This window comes from Enterococcus sp. AZ196 (assembly GCF_050498845.1).
GTDB classification, from domain to species: domain Bacteria; phylum Bacillota; class Bacilli; order Lactobacillales; family Enterococcaceae; genus Enterococcus_A; species Enterococcus_A murrayae.
This window is the reverse complement of sequence record NZ_JBIPAM010000001.1, coordinates 1811722-1837289: the sequence shown is the minus strand read 5'-3', so window position 1 is coordinate 1837289 and position 25568 is coordinate 1811722. Positions and strand designations below refer to the sequence as shown.

24 protein-coding genes and 2 riboswitches are annotated in these 25568 nt (G+C 42.9%); of the genes, 21 read left to right on the top strand and 3 right to left on the bottom strand.

Annotated features, from left to right (window positions below):
- Positions 1 to 5 precede the first annotated feature (5 nt).
- Positions 6 to 145: riboswitch (cobalamin riboswitch) on the bottom strand.
- On the bottom strand, positions 113 to 682 hold the full coding sequence (locus IGI67_RS08975) for a cob(I)yrinic acid a,c-diamide adenosyltransferase (RefSeq protein ID WP_207110144.1): 570 nt from the start codon (positions 680 to 682) through the stop codon (positions 113 to 115). (Overlaps the previous riboswitch by 33 nt.)
- A 245-nt stretch (positions 683 to 927) precedes the next feature.
- Here IGI67_RS08975 and orr point away from each other — a divergent pair, with 245 nt between their 5' ends.
- From orr to IGI67_RS08935, 8 genes are read left to right on the top strand one after another with little or no spacing between them, the layout of a single operon-like run.
- Positions 928 to 2004, top strand: a complete 1077-nt coding sequence (gene orr / locus IGI67_RS08970) for an ornithine racemase Orr (RefSeq protein WP_429957460.1) — start codon at positions 928 to 930, stop codon at positions 2002 to 2004.
- A gap of 14 nt (positions 2005 to 2018) precedes the next feature.
- Positions 2019 to 3434 carry an amino acid permease gene (locus tag IGI67_RS08965; protein WP_207110142.1) on the top strand — a complete coding sequence of 472 codons (1416 nt, stop codon included), beginning with the start codon at positions 2019 to 2021 and terminating at the stop codon, positions 3432 to 3434.
- A 45-nt stretch (positions 3435 to 3479) separates the two neighbouring features.
- Entirely contained in the window at positions 3480 to 4535 is a 1056-nt protein-coding gene (gene ord, locus IGI67_RS08960) for a 2,4-diaminopentanoate dehydrogenase (protein WP_207110141.1), read from the top strand.
- Positions 4536 to 4557: 22 nt separating this feature from the next.
- Entirely contained in the window at positions 4558 to 4857 is a 300-nt protein-coding gene (gene ortA, locus IGI67_RS08955; protein ID WP_429957459.1) for a 2-amino-4-oxopentanoate thiolase subunit OrtA, read from the top strand.
- Positions 4857 to 6257, top strand: a complete 1401-nt coding sequence (ortB, locus tag IGI67_RS08950; protein ID WP_207110139.1) for a 2-amino-4-oxopentanoate thiolase subunit OrtB — start codon at positions 4857 to 4859, stop codon at positions 6255 to 6257. The genes ortA and ortB overlap by 1 nt, the downstream gene beginning before the upstream one ends.
- Before the next feature lie 12 nt (positions 6258 to 6269).
- Positions 6270 to 6641 (top strand): D-ornithine 4,5-aminomutase subunit OraS, encoded by a 372-nt coding sequence (locus tag IGI67_RS08945; protein ID WP_207110138.1) that lies wholly within the window; start codon positions 6270 to 6272, stop codon positions 6639 to 6641.
- A 1-nt stretch (position 6642) separates the two neighbouring features.
- Positions 6643 to 8868: a D-ornithine 4,5-aminomutase subunit OraE gene (gene oraE, locus IGI67_RS08940; RefSeq protein ID WP_207110137.1), complete on the top strand. Its 2226-nt coding sequence runs from the start codon at positions 6643 to 6645 to the stop codon at positions 8866 to 8868.
- Positions 8868 to 10265 (top strand): GlmL-related ornithine degradation protein, encoded by a 1398-nt coding sequence (locus IGI67_RS08935; protein WP_429957458.1) that lies wholly within the window; start codon positions 8868 to 8870, stop codon positions 10263 to 10265. The genes oraE and IGI67_RS08935 overlap by 1 nt, the downstream gene beginning before the upstream one ends.
- A 29-nt stretch (positions 10266 to 10294) precedes the next feature.
- Positions 10295 to 10421, top strand: a riboswitch (cobalamin riboswitch).
- 115 nt (positions 10422 to 10536) lie between these two features.
- Here the strand turns inward: IGI67_RS08935 and IGI67_RS08930 are convergent.
- Positions 10537 to 11424: a LysR family transcriptional regulator gene (locus tag IGI67_RS08930; protein WP_207110135.1), complete on the bottom strand. Its 888-nt coding sequence runs from the start codon at positions 11422 to 11424 to the stop codon at positions 10537 to 10539.
- Between the two features lie 681 nt (positions 11425 to 12105).
- Here IGI67_RS08930 and IGI67_RS08925 point away from each other — a divergent pair.
- The 8 genes from IGI67_RS08925 (at position 12106) to IGI67_RS08890 (ending at position 20077) form a co-directional block, all read left to right on the top strand.
- Positions 12106 to 12918, top strand: coding sequence for a MetQ/NlpA family ABC transporter substrate-binding protein (locus IGI67_RS08925; protein ID WP_429957457.1), 813 nt, complete (start codon positions 12106 to 12108; stop codon positions 12916 to 12918).
- Positions 12911 to 13711 (top strand): DUF169 domain-containing protein, encoded by an 801-nt coding sequence (locus IGI67_RS08920; protein WP_429957456.1) that lies wholly within the window; start codon positions 12911 to 12913, stop codon positions 13709 to 13711. The genes IGI67_RS08925 and IGI67_RS08920 overlap by 8 nt, the downstream gene beginning before the upstream one ends.
- A gap of 11 nt (positions 13712 to 13722) precedes the next feature.
- Positions 13723 to 14697 carry a methionine ABC transporter ATP-binding protein gene (locus IGI67_RS08915; RefSeq protein WP_429957455.1) on the top strand — a complete coding sequence of 325 codons (975 nt, stop codon included), beginning with the start codon at positions 13723 to 13725 and terminating at the stop codon, positions 14695 to 14697.
- Positions 14690 to 15346: a methionine ABC transporter permease gene (locus tag IGI67_RS08910; RefSeq protein WP_429957454.1), complete on the top strand. Its 657-nt coding sequence runs from the start codon at positions 14690 to 14692 to the stop codon at positions 15344 to 15346. The genes IGI67_RS08915 and IGI67_RS08910 overlap by 8 nt, the downstream gene beginning before the upstream one ends.
- A gap of 281 nt (positions 15347 to 15627) precedes the next feature.
- Positions 15628 to 16824, top strand: coding sequence for an MFS transporter (locus tag IGI67_RS08905; RefSeq protein WP_207110130.1), 1197 nt, complete (start codon positions 15628 to 15630; stop codon positions 16822 to 16824).
- Between the two features lie 179 nt (positions 16825 to 17003).
- Positions 17004 to 18653 carry a hypothetical protein gene (locus IGI67_RS08900; protein ID WP_429957453.1) on the top strand — a complete coding sequence of 550 codons (1650 nt, stop codon included), beginning with the start codon at positions 17004 to 17006 and terminating at the stop codon, positions 18651 to 18653.
- Positions 18654 to 18714: 61 nt separating this feature from the next.
- The gene (locus tag IGI67_RS08895; protein WP_429957452.1) at positions 18715 to 18981 is read left to right on the top strand and encodes an rRNA processing protein; all 267 of its coding nucleotides are present in this window, start codon (positions 18715 to 18717) and stop codon (positions 18979 to 18981) included.
- Between the two features lie 19 nt (positions 18982 to 19000).
- Complete coding sequence (locus IGI67_RS08890; RefSeq protein ID WP_429957451.1) at positions 19001 to 20077, top strand: hypothetical protein; 1077 nt, start codon at positions 19001 to 19003, stop codon at positions 20075 to 20077.
- A gap of 27 nt (positions 20078 to 20104) precedes the next feature.
- Here the strand turns inward: IGI67_RS08890 and IGI67_RS08885 are convergent, their stop codons facing one another.
- Entirely contained in the window at positions 20105 to 20725 is a 621-nt protein-coding gene (locus IGI67_RS08885; RefSeq protein WP_429957450.1) for a GyrI-like domain-containing protein, read from the bottom strand.
- 138 nt (positions 20726 to 20863) lie between these two features.
- Between IGI67_RS08885 and IGI67_RS08880 the strand changes: the two genes are divergently transcribed.
- The 5 genes from IGI67_RS08880 (at position 20864) to IGI67_RS08860 (ending at position 25478) form a co-directional block, all read left to right on the top strand.
- Positions 20864 to 21622, top strand: coding sequence for a MurR/RpiR family transcriptional regulator (locus IGI67_RS08880; protein ID WP_207110125.1), 759 nt, complete (start codon positions 20864 to 20866; stop codon positions 21620 to 21622).
- 292 nt (positions 21623 to 21914) lie between these two features.
- Positions 21915 to 23270, top strand: a complete 1356-nt coding sequence (locus tag IGI67_RS08875; protein ID WP_207110124.1) for a PTS sugar transporter subunit IIC — start codon at positions 21915 to 21917, stop codon at positions 23268 to 23270.
- 27 nt (positions 23271 to 23297) lie between these two features.
- The gene (locus tag IGI67_RS08870; RefSeq protein WP_429957449.1) at positions 23298 to 24728 is read left to right on the top strand and encodes a 6-phospho-beta-glucosidase; all 1431 of its coding nucleotides are present in this window, start codon (positions 23298 to 23300) and stop codon (positions 24726 to 24728) included.
- 79 nt (positions 24729 to 24807) lie between these two features.
- Positions 24808 to 25128, top strand: coding sequence for a PTS sugar transporter subunit IIB (locus IGI67_RS08865; protein WP_207110122.1), 321 nt, complete (start codon positions 24808 to 24810; stop codon positions 25126 to 25128).
- Between the two features lie 35 nt (positions 25129 to 25163).
- Positions 25164 to 25478, top strand: coding sequence for a PTS lactose/cellobiose transporter subunit IIA (locus IGI67_RS08860; protein ID WP_207110121.1), 315 nt, complete (start codon positions 25164 to 25166; stop codon positions 25476 to 25478).
- Positions 25479 to 25568: the final 90 nt, after the last annotated feature.

Genomic DNA, 25568 nt, shown 5'->3' with positions numbered 1-25568 from the left:
ATTGCTTGTTCTTCTCAACCAAGATTAGTGTCTGACTTTGCGTAAAGCATTTACAGTAGAAAGGGGCTGTAAAGGAATTTCACCTTTTTCCTAATCCTTGATTGAAATCTATTTAATTTTTAAAAACATGGTCACTATTACGATAGAATACCTCAGTTTCGCTTTTTTGAGTATTGGTGTAGCGCGCGATCATGAAAAGATAGTCGGATAAACGATTAATAAAGACGTACGCATGAGTATTGATCTCCTCTTGCTCCATCAATGTAACGATCCGGCGCTCGACTTTCCGGCAGACGGCTCGAGCGTAATGAAGCCAGGATGCTAAGGGATTTCCACCGGGCAAGATGAATTTCTCGATAGCCGGTGTCTTTTCAGTATACCAATCGATTTGATTTTCCAACCATTTTGCCGCATCTGCTGTGATACGCAAGGGGAAATCTTTTTCTAAATTTGCCAGATCCGTTCCTACATCAAACAATAAGTGCTGAATCTCAACGAGTTCATCCGCTAATTTCTTGAACATCTCCTGCTCTGTATCTAGCTGACTGATGATTAAACCGATTAGTGAGTTTAATTCGTCTACTTCTCCATAGGCTTCGATACGTGGAGAATTTTTCATCAGACGGGGACGGCCAATAGCGCTGGTTTTTCCTTTGTCGCCACTTCGAGTATAGACTTTCATTGCAACAAGACCTTTCTAAAAGTAATGGAAGCGTACACATCTAAAATAACAGATAACCGTAGGAAAATAAATGCTAAAAACGAATGTTTAGTATGCCAATTTGTATCCCTCAGAAAATGATTGAGCAGAAACGATAAAATAGTCGCTTTTTGAATAGTAACTATGCTTATTCGTGAAATTTTTGTTTAAAAGAAAACGTATGATTTGTTTTGTAAGCGCTTTAGAAAAAAGAAAGGACGAATGCTATGAAAAATCCGAGAATAGTTGTTGATCGGACAAAGCTGAGAGAAAATCTTGCATTTATTGCTTCCAAATTAACGGATCATGCACTTTCGATCATGGCTGTAACAAAGGTATTCAATGCACATCCGCAGGTAATCGCTTTGTATGATGAATGCCCTGATATCACTTATTTTGGTGATTCAAGGATTGAGAATTTGATGAGCTATCAGAACTCAAAAAAACAAAAAGTACTGATTCGACTGCCGATGATCAGCGAGGTTACTGAAGTAATCCAATATGCGGATATTAGTTTTAATTCTGAGCTGACGACGATCCGGCAGCTTGATCAGGAGGCCGCGAAGCAAAAGAAGACGCATCGAATTGTCTTGATGGTTGATTTGGGTGATTTGCGCGAAGGATTTTTTGAACGTGAGGAACTGTATGACTGCATTCAAGAGGTTCTGAAGATGGATAATATCCAAATTTACGGCTTGGGCGTCAATCTAACCTGCTATGGCGCGATTATTCCCAGCTCGAAAAATTTAGGTAATTTGATTGAGATCCAAAATGAAATCAAGCAGCGCTTTGACCTGTCTTTAGAGATGATCTCCGGCGGCAATTCCAGTTCTTTGTATTTGCTGGATTCACCAACAGATATTCTTCCCGAGGGAATCAATAACTTGAGAATCGGTGAAAGCTTTGTACTTGGAAGAGAGACAGCCTATGGAGCTGATTATGAGCAAATGCATCAGGATGCTTTTACCTTGGCAGCAGAGATTGTCGAGATCAAGGAAAAGCCTTCTTATCCGGTTGGCGAGATTGGTGTGGATGCTTTTGGTAAAAAGCCGCATTACGTTGATAAGGGCAACATGAAGCGATGTATCGTAGCGATCGGACAGCAGGATGTCGCACTGGATGATATTGCTCCGAAAGACAAAGCTATCGAGCTATTAGGCGCAAGCTCCGATCATTTGCTTTTAGATATCACTCATACGAAACAGGAGTATCAGGTTGGCGATGAAATTGAATTTTCGATGTCCTATGGTTCAGTCTTAAGCACGTTCACTAGTAAATACGTCAAAAAAGAGTTTATTCGATAATAGGAGGGAAAACGATGTCAAGCAAGGAACAGCAGGAGAATCCAGCAACGGATTCAGGATCGTTAAAACGTGGGATGAAGATCCACCACGTGGCAATGCTGAGTGTCGGAGGAACAATTGGAACAGGGCTATTCTTAGGAACAGGTTATGTTGTTCAGCAATCTGGTCCAGGCGGAACCTTTATCGCCTATGGATTTGGGGCACTAATCATGGTCTTAATGATGTTGAGCATGGGCGAGATGCTCGTACAAATTCCGGTGGCAGGAAATGTTCAGGCGTATGCATCACAGTTTTTAGGCTATGGAGCAGGTTTTACAGTTGGCTGGGTGAAGTGGCTGCAATTAGCAGTGACGGTTCCCACTCAAATCGTGGCCTCTGCCATTATTATGGGAAATATTATTCCGCAGGTACCATCGCTGGTCTGGATCGTCGGGTTTGGTCTATTGCTATTTTTCTTAAATTCTCGTTCAAATGAAGAATACGGCTCCTCGTCCTTCTTCTTCAGCAGTATCAAAGTAATCTTGATTGTCGTATTTGTATTAGTTGGTTTGGGAATGATTTTAGGTGTTGGCGGCAAGGGTGTTGGTTTAGCTAATTACACCAATGATGGCGGGCTGTTTCCAACAGGCTTTAAGCCAATAATGATGTCGATGATGACAGCCGTTTTTGCATACAGCGGGGCTGATATGTTTGCGACAGCAGCCGGCGAGAGTGAAAATCCTGAGAAGAACCTGCCGCGGGCCATCAAAATCAGCTCCTTGAGTATCATTATCAGCTATGCCTTGACCTTGTTTGTCTTGATCGCTGTTTTGCCATGGCGCGAAGCAGATTTGATGGGCAGTCCGTTTGCGTATGTGTTTGGCAAATTAGGGATTTCATCAGCAGAAATGATCATAAACCTAGTTGTCGTGACATCAGCCTTATCTTCAGCCAATGCTCACGTATTTGCGGCGGTTCGAACATTATGGTCCATGGGGCATTATGAACAGGCACCAGGCTTTGTTAAGACAGTAAATAAACGAAAAGTACCAATGAATGCGCTGATCGTAACGATGATATTCACGGTATTTGCAGTCGCATCAAGCTTTATCTCACCAGACGTTGTCTATCTGTTTCTAACTTCGTTTATTGGGGCAGCAGAATTGGTCGTTTATTCGATTACCGGCTTATGTGCGTTGAAGCATCGAAAAGCCTTTTTAGCAGCCGGCAATACTATTTCAGATTTGAAATTCCGCATTCCGCTGTTTCCGGTGGTGCCCATATTATTAGTCATTCTGTGTATCTTAGTCGCTACTGGGATGATATTAGATCCGACGCAGCGTGGCGCATTAACTATGGGAGCACCTGTATTTATTGCATTATTTGTCGGAAGTACCTTATGGGCAAATACGAAGAAAAAAGAGAAGGCACCGAATAAATCGGTTGAATAAATCATTTAACGATTACTATGTAGAAAATAATTAGGAGGAACGAACTTGAAAAACGTAAAAGTCATTATTTGGGGAATGGGAGCCATGGGAAGCGGCATGGCAAAAATGCTGATGAAAAAAACAGGTGTCGATGTCGTAGGCGCTATTGATATCGGTCAGAAAGTTGGAAAACCAATCTTTGATGTACTGGGAGAAGAATTTCCCAACAATGAAAATATAAAAATCAGCACAGCAGAGGAAGTCATCAAGGAAAAGGCAGCGGATATCGTTCTGATTTGTACGGATTCCTTCACAGCAAAGGCCTTCGATAAAATCAAGAAAGTGGTCGAAAACAAGATTAATGTGATCACTAGTGCGGAGGAAATGGCGTTTCCAAAAGCTCAAAATCCAGAACTAGCAGAAAAATTAGACCAGCTAGCGAAGGAAAATGGCGTATCGATCCTCGGTACAGGAATTAATCCAGGATTAATTATGGATGTTCTGGTGCTGGTGATGACAGGTGCCTGCGAAGACATTCATCACATCACCTCTCGTCGAGTGAACTCTCTGTCACCTTTCGGCAAGGCCGTAATGGAGGAACAGGGAATCGGTATTTCAGTAGCAGAATTTGAACAGGGCAAAGCGGACGGCAGCCTAGCAGGACACGTTGGTTTCCCAGAATCGATTTCAATGATTGCAGAGGCTTTAGGAGTAAAACTGGATGCCATCAACCAATCGATGGATGCGATCGTTACCGATGTTGACCGTAAAGCTCCGTATGGCGAAGCTAAGGCGGGCTCGGTTGCAGGTGTTTCAATGAAGGCGAGCGGCATCAAAGATGGAAAAGAATTGATTGAGATGGATCATCCGCAACAAATCGAGCCAGAGCAGGTAGGAGTCAAAACCGGTGACTATGTGATCATTGACGGCAACCCGCAGGTAAATCTAGTGAATTCACCTGAAATCGAAGGCGGTGTGGGAACGATCGCGATGTGTGTCAATATGATCCCGCAAACGATCAATGCTCGTCCAGGCTTAGTCAGCATGATCGATCTGCCGATTCCACATGCCATTTTAGGCGACTTTAGAGATCAGATCCATGAAGAGGCAAAAATCGTTTAGAGACAAGGAAGGATTATGAGATATGGCGAAAAAAGGAAGCTGGGTACAGGTGCATTCGGTCGTTTTAACAACAAATGAACGTGCTCCGCAGGTACCAGAAAGTACGAAGAATGTCCCGCTGGAAATGTGGGTTAAGGGTTTTTTAACAGCAGATGCCGAGATCGGTGAAGAGGCTGAGATCAGGACCATTACGGGTCGTTTGGAGGCGGGAAAGCTGGTTCAGGTCGAACCAGCTTTCACCCATAGCTTTGGCAAATTTGTGCCAGAAATCTTGGAAATCGATCAAATGCTGCAGCAGGAATTATTCGGAGGTGAAGCGTAGTGAGAGACGATAGTTATCAAGCAGTTATGGCACGACGCGGAGAACTGATGGAGGCTTCCTTAAAAATCAACTACGAAGATTTTGAGCTGCTGGGTATTGCTTTTGATTACGAGAAAATGATGTCAGAAGCCGCGTACTCAATGGAAGAGATGATTGAGATTCAACGATCATTAGGAGTAGGTAATACTCCAGTCGTTGAACTAAAGAACTTGACCAAACTTGCACGAAAATATGCTCCGCAGGGAAAAGGTGCTCGTATCTTTGTGAAGGATGAGGCAGCGAATGCTTCAGGAAGCTTTAAAGATCGACGTGCAGCCATCTCTGTTTATCACGCCAAAAAATTAGGCTACAAAGGGGTAGTTACAGCGACTAGCGGGAACTATGGCGCAGCAGTCGCTTGTCATGCGGCAAAATTAGGATTGAAATGTATCGTCGTTCAAGAATGCTTTGATTCCAAAGGTGTTGGTCAGCCGGAAATTGTTGAAAAGGCTCGGAAGTGTGAGGCCTTAGGAGCAGAAGTTGTTCAGTTAACGGTAGGCCCAGAGCTGTTTTATCAATTTCTAAAATTGATCGAGAAGACTCAGTATTTTAATGCCTCCTTGTATACACCATTCGGTATTGCCGGTGTGGAAACCTTAGGCTATGAGATTGTTCAGCAATTCAAGCAGATGGGGCAGCAGCCGGATGTCGTTGTCGCAACCAATGCTGGCGGCGGGAATCTGACAGGAACTGCGCGAGGCATGCGTAAAGCCGGAAATACTACAACGAAAATCGTTGGCGCTAGTGTGGATCTGCAGGGATTGCACATGGCCTCAGACTTAGATTTCAATCGCAAATCATTTACCACTGGTCATACTGGATTTGGTGTACCATTTACTACTTCTCCCGACCGTTCGGATGTTCCAAGATCGGCGGCACGACCATTGCGGTACATGGATCGCTACGTAAAAATTCGTCAAGGAGAAGTGTTCTTCATAACCGAGGCTTTAGCAAACTTAGAAGGACTGGAAAAAGGTCCGGCAGGGAATACTTCTTTGGCTGTTGCTTTTGTATTGGCTCAGGAAATGCCGGAGGATCAGATCATTTTGGTTCAAGAGACCGAATATACCGGCGCTGGAAAAAGTGTTCAGCCGCAATTGTCTTTTGCTAGAGACAATGGGATCGATATCTATTTTGGTGATCCAGAAGAGGAAATTCCTGGTAAATCCATTGTCTTGCCTTCTTCGCCAGATAAGATTTCGGTGAATGATATCGACCTGTCCTATTTGAGACAGTCGCTTGTAAAAAATGCCTTAAAAGCATCTACAGAACCGCTATCAGAGATCGAACTGAATTATTTAGCCGAAGAGATCAACGGCTCGGTCGAACAGGTACAACAAATCATTGAAAATTTGAACTAAGAGGTGACGGAAGTGGAAAATAAAGTAGAAAATGTGAAGTTTGAAGAGGCTAGAAAGCACTTGGCATCTTTGAGTGATGATGAATTGAAGGCCCGTTTTTGGCAATTAGCCGAGGAAGTGGTTGAACCGATGCTGGAGATGGGGAAAAAATATACCTCTCCTTCCATTGAGCGCTCTGTTTTGCTGCGTATGGGTTTTTCCTCAATTGAGGCGACAGAAATCGTGAAGCGTGTGTTGTCCCATGAACTAATGGGCAAAGGCGCTGGACACATTGTCTATCGCATTGCCAAAGAGAATGGACTGAGCGTCCGGGACGCTGGTTTAAAACTAGCAGACGGCGAACTTTGGGATCAAGTAGATCGTATCTTCAAGGAGGCAAACTAATATGTCAAAAGAAATCAAGCTAGATGAAAATAAAAAATTAGACATTCACGAAATCTTGGATGATTTAGCCAATTATCATCCGAGACGCCGCGGGTGGACGTGGCGGACGCCTGTGCCAAGATATAAGATGCACAGCTTTGAATATCAAGATATGGCAGAATCGTTGAAGAAATATGTTCCGCTACCATCAGCGAAGTATTTCGACAATATCGATCCTCAAGGAACCTCCTCGATTACTACGGAAATTGCTTCTGGCCGTTTTGAGGACGATGTTCGCAGAATGCGAATGGCTGCTTGGCATGGAGCCGATCATTTAATGGTTATTCGTACGGCAGGGCAATCCCATTTTGAAGGATTGATTGAAGGAACGCCTCAAGGAATCGGCGGCATTCCGATTACTCGAAAACAGGTGCGGGCACAAAGAAAAGCGTTGGATGCCATTGAGGATGAAGTGGGACGTCCAATTAATTACCACAGCTATGTATCTGGGATCGCTGGTCCTGAGGTGGCTGTAATGTTTGCTGAAGAAGGAGTAAACGGGGCTCACCAAGATCCGCAATACAACGTCTTATACCGTAATATCAATATGATTCGTTCCTTTGTGGATGCCTGCGAATCCAAAAAAGTAATGGCTTGGGCCGGCATCGCTCAAATAGATGGTGCTCATAACGCCAATGCGACTGCACGGGAAGCCTGGAAGGTAATGCCTGAATTGATGGTTCAGCATGCGATCAATTCGATCTTTTCACATAAGGTAGGGATGGAAAAGGCAGATATTTGTTTGTCGACGGTACCGCCGACAGCACCGCCTGCGCCTTCGATGTATTTAGATTTGCCATATGCTGTCGCATTACGAGAATTCTTCAGCGATTATCGGATGCGTGCGCAGCAAAATACCAAATATATGGAAGCGTCTACCCGTGAAGCGACTGTGACGCATGTCTTGAACTTGCTGATCTCAAAATTGACCAGCGCTGATATTCAGTCCACCATCACACCAGATGAGGGCCGGAATGTTCCGTGGCATATTTACAATATTGAAGCTGTAGATACGGCTAAACAAGTATTTCAGGGATTAGACGGTTTTGGCGATATGGTGAAGCTGCTTGATGACGGACCATTGCGTGAAACCGCACGTGAAATCAAAGAACGAGCTGTCCTGTTCTTCGAGGGAATCATTGAAGCCGGCGGCTATTTCCAAGCGGTTGAAGATGCCTTTTTCGTTGATTCTGGCAATTACCCAGAGCGAAACGATGACGGGATCTCCCGCAAAATCAATGGCGGGGTTGGCGACAACACGGTTTACGAACGAGATGAGGATTATTTGGCGCCGGTTACTGCGCACTACGGCTATAATAATGTCGCTCAATATGACGAAACAGCAGTTGATGAGCCGGCCAAGCTAATTGACGGTTCGACGTTTGAAAAACCAGAGAAGATTATTTTTATTGATGAACTAGATGAAAACGATAATGTTAATGTTCGTTTAGAAGAAAACAAAGAACTGCGGGAAAATGATCTGATCAAGCCAGAAGCAGAGTGGCAGGGCGATGGTATTATTCTGCTGACGATGATGATTCCAGAATCAAAACGGGTAGCTGAATTCGCGGCACTGGAGATCGGCAAGAAGATGGGACTGGTGGACTGCGAAGTAATCAATAAGGAAGTAATGCAGGCTGCCGAAGGAACACGGATCGAGCTAAAGGGACGTGTGCCATTCACGATCGATAAATCAACATTGACGATTCCTGAGGAGCCCAAAATCCTTTCAGATGATGAGATTCGAGAAGAAGTAAAACGCCAAAAAATGGTACTCGTAGCTGGAACAGTAGGAGAGGACGAGCATTCTGTTGGATTGCGTGAAATCATCGATATTAAGCACGGTGGAATCGAGAAGTACGGAATGGAAGTTCACTACTTAGGTACTAGTGTGCCAGTCGAAAAATTAGTGGATGCAGCGATTGAACTAAATGCCGATGCGATCTTGGCTTCAACGATCATCAGTCATGATGATATTCATTATCGCAACATGAAACGGATTCATGAGTTAGCGATCGAGAAAGGGATTCGTGAAAAAGTCATGATTATGGCTGGCGGTACTCAAGTGATTCCAGAGATCGCTGTTCAAAACGGAATGGATGCCGGCTTTGGCCGCGGAAGTAACGGTGCGAACGTTGCAACGGCGTTAGTTGAGCGCAGGAGAGAAATGGAAAGAGAAGAAGGCTAATGAAAATTGATATCTTAGTAGCAGAAATCGGCTCTACGACAACCGTAGTCAATGCTTTTCAAGGTATCCATAGTGAACAGCCGGTCTTCTTAGGACAAGGTCAGGCAGCAACAACTGTGCTGGAGGGCGATGTTCGGATCGGTTTAGAAAATAGTATCAACGATTTACAAGAACGTTTGGCAATCGATAGTCTAACCTTTGATGAAATGTTTGCGACCTCCAGTGCGGCTGGCGGATTGAAAATGACGGTTCATGGATTAGTTTTCGACATGACTGCTCGTGCAGCAAAAGAGGCGGCACTGGGAGCAGGAGCGATCGTCCATATGGTCACAGCGGGCAAGCTGCGTCGAACGGATATGAAAAAAATAGCCGATTCCTCTCCCAATATTATTCTGATTGCTGGAGGCGTTGACTATGGCGAACGTGAAACGGCACTGGACAATGCAGAAAGGATCGTTGATTTAGGGTTGTCGATTCCGGTAATCTATGCTGGAAATATCGAGAACGACGAGGAAATCAAGCTGATTTTTGAAAACAGTCAGCAAGAGGTGTATATTGTCGAAAATGTGTTTCCAAAAATTGATGAATTAAACGTTGAGCCCACTCGAAAAGTAATTCAAAATGCTTTTGAGAAGCATATCGTCCATGCACCTGGGATGGAGCATATCCATGATTTAGTCAATGAAACAATCACGCCGACGCCAGCAGCAGTGATGAACCTCAGTCAATTACTATATGACAAGATTGGTGATGTATTAGTAGTAGATGTAGGCGGTGCTACGACGGATGTTTACTCGGTGACGGAGGGCACGGAGGCCATTTCAAAGATTCAGGTCGCTCCTGAACCAGTGGCGAAACGGACGGTTGAAGGCGATTTGGGGATGTTCGTAAATATGGAGCATGTCATCGAAATCATAGGGGAAGAGCAGCTGATCAAGGAAGGTCATGATCTAGCAAATTTACGACAAGAATATCACTCGATTCCCAAAAATAATGCAGAGAAAAGCTTCGTTAAACGGTTGGCTGAAGCCGCTGTTATGACCGCCGTTGATCGCCATGTCGGTGCGATTCGTTATGTTTATGGCCCTTCTGGAAGAGATACGTTGGCTCAAGGAAAGGATCTCTCAAATATTCGCTATGTAATCGGCACGGGAGGAGCCTTAACACGCTTGGATAATGGTCCAGATATCTTGAAAAAAATACGAAAAGAAGAGTCGGAAGCAAAATTATTGCCGACAGGTATCCCAAAGATCCTGATCGACCACGATTACATTATGTCCTCGTTAGGTGTCTTAGCATGCAAATATGAGGATGCGGCATTAAAATTACTAGAAGCGTCATTGGGCTGCTCGTTGATTACAGAGGAGATAAATCCTGCTTTAACTTCTTCTCAATAAAGCGCTTTTATGTTAGACTGATACTAGATGAATACAATTGAGTATGTAAATAATCGTAAAGATTATGATGGAAGTTGGTGAAAAGCCAACGCTGTACCCGCAACTGTAAGGACGAACACGTCCAAGTCAGGAACATCGTGAGTACTCAATCACTTTTTCGGGAGTAAGAAAGTGGCTATATAACCATGAAAGTAGCCGCTTTGTCTCGCAACAAAGCGGCTTTTTTTTGTTTTAAAAAGATTCCCCAATCTTTTTAATCCTATTTAGTAATTTAGATCCACTGGACTTTGGCGGTCTTTGAGTGAATCTGACTTTGCTGACGAATAACAGAATACAGATATTGAATACTTTCATGGTTGCTGCTTGCTTTATTGATCACGACATTCACCGGTTCATTGGTGGATAGTTCTTTAATGATTGAAATCTGTTTTGAGTCGATCAAATGGCGGATTCTTCCTACTCGAACGATGCCTAGCATACTGTTGTGTAAGACAGCCTCTTGTACGACCTCATCACTAGTAGAATCAATGATCTGTGGTGTGTTGAGCGATTGCTTAAACGAGTTATGGTAGTTATAATATTCGGATTGGTCTACAACGATCGGATAGCGTTCAAAATAATCCTCTAACTGAAAGTTGGGACGATAATAGTTGGTGTTGATACATAAGACAACGCTTTCATAATCGATCGTTTCATACCGTAAATCAGAGGATGCGATGTTGCCTGAGATGATTCCTATATCGATCTCATTTTTCAATAGCTGACTGATCGTCTCTTCGTTGCTGGACCCATGCAATTCAAAAGAAACAGTCGGATTCTTCTTGCTTATTTGACGAATTGCAGGTAAAAAATAGCGAAAACAATAGTAATCGTGACCTTGCAGATGAATCAGATGATTCTTCCCGTACTCACTCGGAATTCCTTCTATGAGATTCACTTCTTTTAAGATATTGATAGCACGCTTATATAGCTGCTCTCCTGCGTAGGTCAATACATATTTTCCTCTACGTTTCTCTAATAAATTGGTTCCTAGATGCTCTTCTAAACTTCTGATGTGTTTGGTGACTGTAGGCTGTGAATAATTCAGTTTGATAGCCGCTCTGGTAAAGTTTAGTTCTTCAGCGACAACTTGGAACGTTTGCAGTGTTCGAAATTCCATAATCTCCCTCCAAATAATTTTCTGAAAATAATTCCCACAAAAAAACACTACCGACAAAAATAATTTTTAACATTACTCCCATTATAATATAAATATAGCCTATTGTATAGGAGCTGAAGGTGATTGAAGCCCTCGCGGAGGAACGAATAAAAAAACTAATCTTTAATGATTAAAGTGAAAATAATCACATTAATGATGAGGAAATTTGATGGATATTTCATCAATCTTTATAAAAGAGACTATTCTGCTCGAGGGAATAGAGAAATAGTTGGAAAAACTCCAAGAAAGTTTTTTTTCAAATTTTTTTCAATCAATAGATGACTGATAGAGGAAAAGAAATGCTTACCGATTTTGACAGGAGAATTCGGTTTTTTTAGTATTTTTTCTTTTTTTGGAAGAGTCATTGTGAAGTGTTTCCCTTTTCGCTATACTCTTAATGATAACGCTTTTAATTTTTGGGAGGTGGAAGTTTTGTTTATTTATCAACTGTGAGTTTGAGTTAGATGTGGACTTAGAGTCTCTAAGTCAATGAGTAAACAAAATTTCCCTCCTGTCTTTAGTGCGTGATTTTACGTTTATTTTCTATGGATCGGGGGAGCATACAACTTTGTATGTTTCTTTTTTGTGCGCTCAACCACATGAAGTATCTGCAGCACATAAAAAACGATGAGGAGAATGAATATGAAAAAGTTTAGAATTGGTCTAGCAGTATTAGCGGCGGTTTTTGTTTTAGGAGCATGTGGCTCGAAAAAAGACTCTGCAACGGAAAAAGAAGAGAAGAAGGATATCAAAATTGCCTGTAACCAAATATCTGAGAACTCACTAAAAGCTGCGAAAAAATCAATGGAAGCAGAAGGCTATACCCCAGAATTCGTCGTCTTTTCAAATAATATAGAAGCCTTGCAAGCTGTTCAAGATGGAAATGTGGATGCTTCGTTTGCACAGCACGAGCCTTTCATGAAATCCTTCAATGAACAAAAGGGCGGCGATTTGGCAATGATGAAGCCTCATGTTTATTACACGGGGATCGGTTTATATTCTAGCAAACATGATAAGATCGATGAATTGCCGGATGGCGCGCAGATTGCCATTATGAATGACGCGATGAACCGTGACAATTCTTTATTGATGATGCAGGATGCGGGCCTGATTAAATTGAATGATGAGAAGAAGTCTGGTTATACGGCTTTAGATATCGTTGATAACCCGAAAAACTTTAAGTTTGTTGAGATTGAGCAGGCGCAAACAGTGCGCAGCTTAGAAGATTTAGATGCGGCGACCTGCTTCTTTACCTTTATGTTTAACTCGGGAGAGGATTACAAGGACTATTTGATTCGCGACCAGCATGCTGAGGATTTCCCTATCAGCTTGATCGTAAAAGACAAGAGCAAAGATACGGATTGGGCAAAGGCTATCAATCAGTCCCTTGCTACAAAAGAGAGCAAAAAAGGCATCAACGATCATTTCAAGGGAGTGTTTACTTTCTATGAGTAATTTTCAAGAGCTGGATCGGCGATTGAGCTATTTATTGGAAATGCCGCGTAAAGTCGTAGGGATCAGTTTCTTGCGAAGCCAGCAGGATTTTGACGCCTATGATGCACCAGCGACAACAAAATTAGTTCCATACTGCCGCGCGGTTCAGCAAGCGACAGAAGGTGTCAGCGTCAAAATGTCGATTGACAATTTTGGCTGCCCCGCATCTGCGGCTGCCTTAGGTCTGATCGAGAATGATGAATATAGCGCCAGTGGACAAAAGCATGCCAAAATGGGTGTTTATAAGGATATTGAGGTGAGTAAAGGCATTGCGGATGATATGGTCTATTGCCGCGAGCCTTCTTACGGCATTGCGGTCGAACCAATCGACGCGTGGAAAAGTGCGCCGGATGTCATTCTGATCATCACGACGCCGTTTAATGCGATGCGGATATTGCAGGGCAACGCATATTTTAACGGACAGGCGAAAAATATCAAGATGACGGGGATGCAGGCGATCTGTCAGGAGGGCACCTCCTATCCTTATGAGACCGGTCTGATCAATATTTCAATGATGTGTTCCGGTACTCGGTATGTTGCACGATGGAAGGATGAAGAGCTGTGTGTCGGCATTCCTTTTGAGAAATTTGAAACCGTGATCGAAGGACTAGAGGAAACATTGAATCCGATGGAGCTATTGGAGAAGAAACGCAAGATCATCAAAAAAATCGCAGAAGATGATGTGCCGGATTTTTATGATGTTCGCAAAAGAGATAATTATTTTAGAGGCGCTTATCAGGGCGTAAAACGTTAGGTGTTGAGCAGATGGAGATAGTTATCGATCAAATCAATAAAAGCTATGGCAAACAAACGATTCTAGAAAATATATCTCTGACGATCCCCGCCGGCTCTATTATGGGAATCTTAGGGATCAGCGGTGCTGGAAAATCAACGTTGCTGCGATGCATCAATGGGTTGGAGCAAAGCCAATCGGGCAGTATCAGGATCGGTACGCAGGCGTTGGAGAAGTTAACAGAAAAGCAATTACGAGAAATGAAGAAGAAAATCGGAATGATCTTTCAGGGAAATTCGTTGATTGAACAAAAAACGATTTATAAGAATGTTGCGCTGCCGCTAGAATGCAGCGGCTATTCTAAAGAGGCCATTAAGGAGCGGGTAGAAGAGCTATTAGCAGAGGTCGGAATCGCGGACAAGGCGCACATGAAGCCGCGACAGCTGTCTGGCGGACAGAAGCAGCGTGCGGCGATTGCCAGAGCTTTGACCATGAATCCTGAGGTTCTTCTTTGTGATGAAGCAACTTCGGCACTAGACCCCAACATCACTAACGGTATTTTGGAGCTGCTGCTGAAGTTGAACCGCAAAATGGGGCTGACGATCGTAGTTGTGACCCATCAAATGGAGGTGGTGAAAAAGATCTGTGATCGTGTGGCCATTTTACAAAAGGGGAAAATCGTAGAAGAAGACACTGTTCAGCAGGTTTTTCTCAATAATTCTGAAGTATTGCAGACGATCACTGGAGAACAGCAGACAGATTTTGGCGAACTGAAGGCGAATCATTGTTTGGTAAAAATAGTCACTCATCTGGAAGAGGATCTCTTGGCTATGTTGCGGCAAGCGGGAGTAGCAGCACCGCATTTACTGAAGGCAACTACTGAACAATTTAAAGAGGAGACCCTAACAACACTGATAGTATCAGTACCTAAAGAGGATATTGAGAAATTACTGACACTTGCAGAGCAGGGGCACTTTATTTGTCAGGAGGTGAAGGGTCGTGAGTAATACAGTCTTGATCACGCAGGTACTGCTGCCAAATTTAGTCAGTACACTGATCATGGTGCTGGTTTCTTCAATGATAGCCACGATCATTGGTTTTGCCTTGGCAGTTGTTTTAGTAATTACTAATAAAAAAGGGTTGTCGCCCAATGCAAGGGTTTATCGTTTGTTGGATTTTGTCGTGAATATTATTCGCTCTTTTCCGTTTATTATTTTGATGGTGGCTTTGATGCCGTTTACTCGTTCATTAGTAGGGACAACGATTGGAACCTCAGCAGCGATCGTTCCTCTGACCTTTGCAATGACTCCGTATGTGGCGCGGTTATTTGAAAATAATTTATTAGAGATTAATCCCTATACTCTGGATGCAGCGAAATCAATCGGTGCGACACATATGCAGATTATCTTCAAGGTGATGCTGGTGGAGGCTTTTCCCAGCATGATTTCAAGCTTGACCTTAGCGATTATCTCCGTGTTGGGTTACACGGCAATGGCGGGAACTGTTGGTGCTGGCGGTTTGGGAGCAGTAGCGATCACGTACGGGTATCAAAATTTTGATAACACGATCATGTACAGCACGGTGGTTCTACTGATCGTTTTTGTGCAGCTCGTTCAATGGATCGGTAGTCTCTGTTATAAAAAAGCAAAAGGTTGATTTCGATCAGAGCGCAGGCGTCCTTGCGCTCTGATTTTGTCAGTCACGTGTTTTACAGTAAGTATATTTGATAAAACCAATGAAAAGTGAAACGGATGGTTGTCTACGCTGCTTAGCGCGACAAACGAATTTCTTAATGAACGGTAGAGTCGAAAGCTTGCTTTAACGGAAAAAGACCTGCATCTAAAAAGCGAGAAAGCAGGTCTTTTTTTCAAGAATCGTCTGATTTTGAAATAGGTATCAGGTATAATGAGGCAACAACGCTTTTTTGAGGAGGGGCTATGGAGACAAATCATATCAAATTGAATTTGCAATATATCAGTATGCAGATTCCTTACTGGATGGGGTTTTCGGTATTGGGGACTTTTACATCCGTATTTTTGTTGTCTCGCGATTTTACGAATGGTCAGATTGGGATGGTCTTGTCATTGGCGAATTTACTTGCCGCAGTAGTCCAGCCGTTTTTGGCGTCATTTGCTGATCGGATGATACGGATTCGCTTGTCGCAGCTGGCGGCTGGAATGGCGGTCCTATTGACTTTGTTTTCGGGCATTTTGCTGGCACTGCCGAAAGCATTTTTGATCGTTGCATTTATTTATACGTTACTCTACGCGTGTCTCGTACTTTTGCAGCCGTTGACGATCGCTATTGGGACGTTTTTTATCAGTCGCGGTTACGGCTTGAATTTTGGTGTGGCACGTGGTCTGGGCTCATTGGCCTTTGCGGCGGCCGCGTCTGTGACCGGGATGCTGATCGAGCGCTATTCACCAACGATCATTTTGTATTTATTGATTGGTATTTTTTTATTCTTCGCCTTGATGGCGCTGCTTATCGATACACGAAAGCAAGGTGGAAAGTACTCCGATTCTTTGATTGCAGAGCCTCATCATGAAAAGCAGTTAGAAGAACCGATCGGTCTGCTTGCCTTCACTAAAAAATATAAACGCTTTATGTTTTTATTATTTGGTGTCTCATTATTATTTGTTTATCATACAATCATTAACAGCTACATGTTCCAAATTATGCAGCCATTAGGCGGAACAGCTGCGAATGCCGGTGGTTCTTTATCCGTTGCAGCTCTTAGTGAATTGCCGACGATGTTTTTCTTTACCTGGGTCCTGCGGCGCTTCAAGATTCACTCGCTCATGCGGTTTGCTGCCTTCTTTTTTTCAGTCAAAGCGGTACTGATCCTATTTTCAGGCAGTATCTTCTTAATCAATGTGGCCCAGAGCTTGCAGATGGTCGGATTTGCAATGCATACGATGGCGTCTGTTTACTATACGAATCAGATCATTCCGCAAAAGGATTTAGTCAAGGGTCAGACCTTGATGGCGACTGCTAATACGATGGGCGGCATTCTTGGCGCCTTTATCGGCGGTCAGATGCTGAGTTTTTTATCTGTCTCGGCAATGCTTTTAATCGGGACAGTGATCTCGCTTGCCGGAACGCTGATCGTTTGGCTGTCTGTAGAAAAATAAAGTTAAGAAAGCGTCTATTTCCATAATGGGAATAGGCGTTTTACTTCGTTTATTTTTTTAAATAGGATAGAGTAAAGTTTGTAATAATCGATAATGACGTCAGTCTAGTTGTTTTATGCATGACAGACTGATATACGATGAGAGAGATGTATTTATTCGTATGAACGAGGAGGTCGATTATGAAACGTTATCGTTACTATCTGATTATTCTTGTGATCGCTGGTCTTTTTGTTGTTCCGCAAATTTGGACCCAGAAGCTGATCTTAGGGGCGGATGCCCTATTCCATTACAATCGCTTTTATGAGACTGCGGAGCAAATGAAAACCGGAAATTTCAGCTATTTTATTTCGATCTTCGGCTTTCAGCAGTCGGGGCGAATCGTCAACGCAGTGTATGGACCGTTGTTTTCCTATTTGCAGGGCGGACTGGTTTTGCTTGCAGGCAGCTGGTTTCGTTATCAGGTGTTGTCGAATTTCATCGTTCTTTTAGTGGCCGGCTGTTCGCTATTCAAACTGCTGACTTATGGCAAGATTAAAGAAAATCCAGCATTGTTTGCGGCAATTATTTTTATGACAACCTATAGCATCAATTATTGGATCTTGAATCAGGGCTTTACTAGTTGGGGAACCAGCCTGCTGCCCCTGTGCTTGATCCCGCTGGTGGATTTGAAAAATGGTCATTTTCCGGTCGTTAAGATCGCTGCAAGTATGGCTCTAATGACGCAGGTGCATATGCTGACTGCTGTGATGCTGGGCTTGATCTACTTTCCATTTTTTATCTCCTACGCGAGAAATCGCTGGGGCGAGGCTTTGCTTGATTTACTAAAAGCGATGGGCTTATACGGCTGCTTATCAATCAATGTCTGGGTCAGTCTGCTCTTGATCAACACAGGGGATCGCTTGAAGATGCCCTTTACCAATCCGCAAATGAGTGAAAAGGCCATCGATTTGGGCGGAGCCTATTGGCTGCACTATCCGGGGAGCTTACGACTATTGCTGATTATCGGTTTTCTACTTTGCCTTGTGTATTGGCGCAGTGTGCAGCGTTTTACGAAACAGCTCTTGATTTTTAGCGGAATCTTCCTGCTACTTTCAACGAGTGTCGTTCCGTGGGATTGGCTCGTTGCCCATGAGGTGCCGCTAATATCGTTGATCCAATTTCCGTTTCGTTTTTTTGCACCATTCACAGTTCTATTTCTTTTCTTCATTGCCTCATTAAGCAGTGAGTTAGCGAACAAGAAGTTTCTTCCGATCGTTTTGGCTTTATTCAGTGTGATCAGTATCGGGCAGAATTTACGGATTTTAACTTATGATCTGAATCAATGGGGACAACAGACTTTGACCAGCAAGCATACCTTTATCCGTGCTTCTGAAAAGGAAGCAAGGCAAAGCTTTTATGATAAGGACATGCAAAAAGCGTTAAAGCTGGTTGAAAAATCCAGCCCCGATTATTTACCGATCTATCGTGAAGATACGAAAAATAAATACGTCAGCTACGAAAAACAGATTCTCACACCGCAAATAAACGTTACGAAGACGGTCAAAAAGAATCAGCTGGAGCTTTCTTGGCAAGCGGAAAAAACTGGGAATGTCCAACTGCCGGTGATCGTCTATCAAAATACAAAAATAATGGAAGGGAATCGAGAGGTTTCCCCAGTTTCACTTTCTACTATTGGTGTACCTACAATCAAGCAAAAGATTGGAAGAAATACTGTTCGTCTGCGCTATGATCCGCCAGGCTATGTAACAGTGATTTTTGCTCTTTGTGGGCTGAGCTGGTTCGCGGTGTTATCCTGGTGGGCTTATCGGTTCTTCATGGATGCAGGTTAATTTTGGCAATCTTTTCTACTATCGGGTAAAATACAAAAAAGAAATGGAAGGATGAAGCACAATGACAAACTATAACAACGAAAAAGATCGTCGTTTACGTGGTTCGATGGCACCTAAGACAGATGAGGACGTTGCATTAGCTGGAACAAATTCCAGTGAAACAGAGGATAAGCAGGAAGTGCTGGCCGGCAGTAATTCTGGCGAACCAAAGGAGATTGCCCGCTCTGGCTCTAATGCGGTGGAAGAGGAAGAACCTCATACTTCATTGAAAGACGAAGCGAAAAAAATCATTCATGAAATTGAAGATAAGATTGATCGAAAGAAATAAGCAGTGAAAGAGTTAAGCGATGGATAATTATTTAGAGATTTACGAGCACTGGTATCCGCGAAGCTACGGGTTAAATGATTATCCGACGGAATGTCATGTGACCTATTCGAATGCGGAACGTAAACTGCTGTTTGGAAAATTAACGGAGGCGCAGCAAGCGCTGATCAATCAGCAGAGAAAATACGAGGTACGCTCACTGTTTTTACAGAAGCAGTATTTGCAGACATCGGACTGGGAATTTGTCGCATTGAATATCGATGACGAATACGAGCGTGGAGTCCATAGTCAGTTGAAATGTGCCTGCGGTCGTCCGCTGAAATATCAGTTCGTGATTGAATCGAAGAGCAAGCAGCAGGAGATTCGTCTAGGAATTCAGCATTTCAAGGATCATTTAGGGATTTCGCAGCAGGTGGCAGAGGAAATCAAAAAGGGTGTTGCGCATGTAGATTTGGCCTTGGATGAATTGCTTTGGCTGACAGAAAAGGAGATTTCTTTTCCTGAAGATCTGTGGCAGCGTTACGTCTTTGCCTATTATCGAAACAACACTCTCCGCCGTCCGCTTCCCTTGAATCAAAAACTAGCAGAACGGGTCGTCCAGTTTCGAGAAGCGCAGATGCCGCTGTTTATTGGCGACTATCTGAGCGTGGTCACGGAAATCAATCAGGTTGATCGAGAAGTTTTTGATCGGCAGGAGAAGAACTTCTTGGCAGATAAAACAGTCTTTGAAGCCTATTTAGGGGACTTTCAACAGGATATCCAAACCTCTATTTATCTGGATCGAAGGTTCTGGGGACGTAAGCTGACTGATTTTATTCAATTAGAACGTCACGGTGGGGAGACTTATGAAGAAGCAAAAGTCCGCTACTTTGATGATTTATTATCGTTTTTACTCGTATTGAAGGAGCCCGATAAAGCGGAGCGGAAGATCCGCAGCTTTGAGATATTTCATCAAAAGAAATACGGGAATGCGGAGTTGATCGTCTTTCTCATTGAAAAGTATCAGCAATATCAGTTCACGCAGAATTTTTTCTTGGCGATACCGAAAGTCTATCGAATCGGTATACGAAAAGCGATTCAACGAAAACAGAAGAAATAAAAAAATCCGATTTGTGTCGGATTTTTTTTATTTGAGTTTATAACGCAATAGGGTTTTTTGCTTCGCCGGAATGACCTTACGGGGATCAGATAAATAGATTTCCCGATGAATATAATTTCCCATCGTAGTCGCATGGGTGAGACTATTTTCCTCCATAAATTCGTGGATTTTAGCGAAGGTCGCTGGTTCCTCATCATATGACCCAAGATGGATCGTTTGCACTACGGGACCTTCTTCGTATTCAATGAAGGTTGCTTCTTTGATATGCGGATTTTGTTTCTTTTGGAAGGTCGGTTCAACGACAGCTAGGAAGTCTTCTTTTGTGAGGCGATCAGGTTGACGAATCATGATTTGATAGATGAGTTCGTCTTTGTTCACTGGCCCATCACCGGGATCTTTTTCAGAGGTCCAGACGCCCTCCAAGGGATAGACGGTGTATTCAAACGGCTCGCCTAGCTCTCCTTTTTTTAGCTTCATTCGAAGCGCATAGGACAGGGCATAGAGTGCACTGATTTGCTGGGCGAATAAATCGCTGTTAGGATTTCCATTTCCTGAAAGGCAAATGAATTTGTAATTTGGGATTGTTTGGACGTCAATTTTTTTTGGCAGATAAACGTGTTTTTCAGCTTTGCGCCATTCGTACTTCATCGGATACTACCTCCCTGTAGTTATTAAAATCAGTTTACGTGATTTTATTTAATAACGCAAAAAATGATCGATAAGCTGTGTGATTTCTGATTTTTATGGGATAATGAGGGTACGAATACCATTAGGAGTTGAAAGCAGATGTTTGATTCGCAAAAGGTGAAAGAATTAAACGAGTTGGAGTTGCTCGTCTATACCTTTATCGTAGAAAATATGGAACGAATAGGCGGTTTGACGATCCGTGATCTTTCAGATAGCTGTCACGTGTCTACGTCGACTATCCTGCGCTGTTTAAATAAGCTTGGATATTCAGGCTATGCGGAGTTTAAATATGCATTAAAAGAGAACCTTTCACGACAGGGACAATCCTTTGAAGCCTTTTACGATGCGAATGTGCATGTTGATGCTTTTTTAAAAAAGGTAAACAATGAAAGTTACCATGTGGTGATTGATCCGGCGATCGAGCTGATATTGAACAGTAAGCATATTGTCTTTTCCGGGATTGGAACAAGCGGTACATTAGGGACCTATGGCGCTCGCTATTTTTCTAATTTGCTATTTAATGCTTACGCTATTACAGATCCTTTTATTCCCGTCCCAACAAGAGGCTTGGATACGACATTGATGATCGCATTGTCTGTTTCTGGTGAAACAGTCGAGATCATTAAGCAGATAGAATCCTTTAAGCGATACGGGGCAAAGATATTGAGCATCACCAACGATCAGCATTCAACAATCGCACAAATGGCGGATTTTAATATTTCCTATTACATGCCAGAGGTCGCAGGCCCCGATCCGACAGAGGAGTCTATCAATTTAACGACACAGGTCCCGGTCATCGCACTTTTGGAAATTTTAGCGCACCAGGCTTATCAGAGAGAAAATGATGCGAAGGGATAATTAGCAGATTAAGCTCGGTGATCATAAAAATTCTATCAACTATTCTAAACTAGCTGTCTAAAAAACAGTTAGTTTGTTTTTTTTATTGGAACATGTTTCTGACTGTTTCGGAAGTATTCCAATCGGGGACAGCATCCATTATGATGAAACTGTAAACGGATACAAAAAATGCGAATGGCCATCGCTGCACCATGTTTTTGGATACCAATTCTACTTTTTGCTTCATAAAGGATTAGTAGAAGAGGAGAAGCAAGAAAAATGAACACATTAAATTGAATAAGGAGAATCATTTATGAATAACTTTATTAACGAGAAATTATTACCCCCTATTTTAAAATTTGTAAATACAAAGGCTATTACTGCTTTACGTAATGGGATGCTGTACACCATGCCATTTACGATCGTCGGCTCTGTTTTCTTGCTTTTAGCGAATTTCCCAATTCCAGCAGTTTCTGAATGGGTTGCTGGCAGTGGCTTGGATGTTTATTTTAATGAAGCATTTGGCGCGTCATTTGCTATTATGTCAATTTTTGCTGTAATGGGTATCGCTAATTCATATGTGAAAGAAGAAGGATTTGAAGGACTGCCAGCGGGAATGATTGCTTTAGTGGTTTTCCTTTTAACGATGAAATCCAGTGCAACCAATGCAGAAACAAATACGATCGTGACCAATGTCATCGATAAGACTTGGACAGGCGGTCAAGGGATGATTAGTGCCATTTTAGTTGGTTTATTTGTGGGCTGGGCCTACTCTTGGTTCTTGAAACGCGATATTCGCATCAAATTGCCAGAGCAAGTACCTGCAAACGTGGCGAACTCATTCACTGCTTTGATTCCGGCAGCGGTAATCACTACCGTTTCATTAATCGTTTACGTACTCTTTGATAAATTTCTCAATACGACTGTGGTTGAATCCATCTATAAAGTTATTCAAAGTCCGATGCAAGGAGTCACTGACACCTTTGGCGGAGCAATGATGCTTGGTTTCCTAGTACCATTCTTATGGTTCTTCGGTGTTCACGGTTCAACGTTAGTCGGTGGAATCATGGGACCGATTCTGACAGCGAACTCATTGGAAAATACAGCGATTTTAAAAGCAGGAAAAGAATTAACTGTTGCTAATGGCGGGCATATTGTTACGCAGCAATTTTTAGATCAATTCATGACTGTTACAGGTGCTGGTATGACGATCGGAATCGTGATGTACATGGTCATGTTTGCTCGCTCTGCTCAGTTCAAACAATTAGGGCGCTTGGCCTTGCTGCCGGCATTCTTTAATATCAACGAACCGATCTTGTTTGCTACACCCGTTGTAATGAATCCGATCATGGCTTTACCATTTATCTTGACGCCAATGATTTCAGGAGTGATCACATACTTCTCACTATACACAGGACTTGTGCCATTATTTACTGCGGTACAAGTACCTTGGACAACACCGCCGATTATCTCAGGATTTCTAGTTGGCGGCTGGAGAACCGCTCTTTTACAAGCAGTTGTTTTAGTCATCGGCTTCTTCATCTATTTACCATTCGTCCGCAAGGTAGATTCATTGAACTACCTGCAAGAGCAAGGTGAAAGCATGGAACAGATCGAAAAAGACTTAGAAAATAAAAATGAAAAAGCTGAAGGACAAGCGACAGTTTAATCAAAAAAGAAATGAAGAGGTAGGACCATGAGTATTTTTAAAGAGAATTTTTTATGGGGCGGCGCAGTTGCCGCCCATCAGCTAGAAGGCGGTTGGCAAGATGGCGGGAAGGGTGTGAGTGTGGCAGATGTAATGACTGTCGGCGCTCATGGCGTACCACGTCGAATCACTAACGGTGTTCTAGAAGGAGAAAATTATCCCAACCATGAAGCGATCGATTTTTATGGGCGCTACAAAGAAGATGTGAAGCTGTTTGCAGAGCTTGGGTTAAAATGTTTTCGCACGTCAATTGCGTGGACTCGAATTTTTCCTAATGGAGATGAGACGGAACCGAATGAAGCGGGGCTGCAATTTTATGATGATCTTTTTGACGAATGTCTAAAATACGGGATCGAGCCTGTCATTACATTGTCACATTTTGAGATGCCCTACCATTTAGTTACTGAGTATGGCGGTTGGCGAAATCGTAAAATGATCGACTTCTTCGCGCGTTTTTCTGAAGCCTGCTTCACTCGTTACAAGGATAAAGTAAAATATTGGATGACCTTTAATGAAATCAACAATCAGGCCAACTATAAAGAAGATTTTGCGCCATTTACCAATTCAGGTTTGAAATTCGAAGCTGATGATGATCGGGAAAAAATCATGTATCAAGCCGCTCACTATGAGTTGGTGGCTAGTGCTAAAGCGATCGAGATTGGTCATACGATCAATCCTGATTTTGAAATTGGCTGTATGATCGCCATGGTTCCGATCTATCCTTACTCCTGCAGTCCTTCTGATATGATGGCTGCGACAGTAGCGATGCAGCGTCGTTATTGGTTTACCGATGTGCATTGCAAGGGACGTTATCCAAGCTATATGAAAGCGTACTTCGAGCGCAAGGCATTTCAGTTGGACATTACGGATGAAGATGAAGTGCAGTTAACGAAAGGAATCGTTGACTACATCGGCTTTAGCTATTACATGTCTTTTGCAGTTAAAGATCATGATAAAGGCCCTGCCTATGATTATGACGAAGCCAATGATTTGGTCGAAAATCCTTATGTTAAGGCTTCAGAATGGGGCTGGCAAATCGATCCGACCGGATTGCGCTATGCGATGAACTGGTTTAATGATCGCTATGAGCTGCCATTATTTATCGTAGAGAATGGATTTGGGGCGATTGATGAGATTTCTGAAGATGGCGAGATTCATGATGAGTATCGAATTGATTACTTGCGTGAGCATATTGAAGCAATGCAAGAAGCAGTCATATATGATGGAATCGATTTGATGGGGTACACACCATGGGGATTCATTGATTTGGTTTCTGCTGGAACTGGCGAAATGAAAAAACGTTACGGCTTCATTTATGTCGATAAAGACAATGAAGGCTCCGGAACGTTGGATCGAAGTAAGAAAGATTCGTTCCATTGGTTCCAACAGGTAATCGCAAGTAACGGAGAAACATTATAAGGACTAATTTGACCGTCGCAAAGAACTTGGTCGTAAAGTTGAATGAATGAAAAAGTGCTCGAAATTGGAGGCAGGAATGATGAGTAAAAAGACAATTATGCTAGTTTGCAACGCTGGTATGAGCACCAGTATGTTAGTGACTAAAATGCAAAAAGCGGCAGAAAATCAAGGATTAGCGGTTGATATTTTTGCGATTGCTGCTGCGGATGCGACAAATAAACTGCAGGAGCGTGAAATCGATACCGTCCTGTTAGGACCACAGGTGCGTTTTATGCAAAAACAGTTCGAAGAAAAATTAGCGCCATTGGGAATTCCTGTGGATGTCATCAATATGACAGACTACGGGATGATGAATGGTGAGAAGGTGCTTGGGCAAGCAGTTGCTATGATCCCTAGCTAACGTATTCGTAAGAAAAAATGAAGGATGGGTATAACATGCAGGAAGAAAATTTAGAAGCAGTGATGGGATTGATTATTCATGGCGGTAATGCTAAAAGCAATGCCATGGAAGCCATTCAAGAGGCCAAAGGCGGCGATTTTGAACTAGCTGATGAGAAAATCAAGCAGGCGGAAGAATCATTGGTTGAAGCGCATCACTCGCAAACAGGACTATTAACAAAGGAAGCACAGGGAGAGCAGCTTAAGTTGAATTTACTGACTGTTCACAGCCAAGATCATCTGATGACTTCCATCGCTTTTACTGATTTGGCTAAAGAGATCATTGATGTTTATCGAAAAATGAGCGCATAAAGAAATCCCTCTTCATTTGGAGAGGGATTTTTGTTAGTTATAAGTAAAGAACGGTGCTTTTTAAACCACAAGGCGTATTAGCGGGGAGGA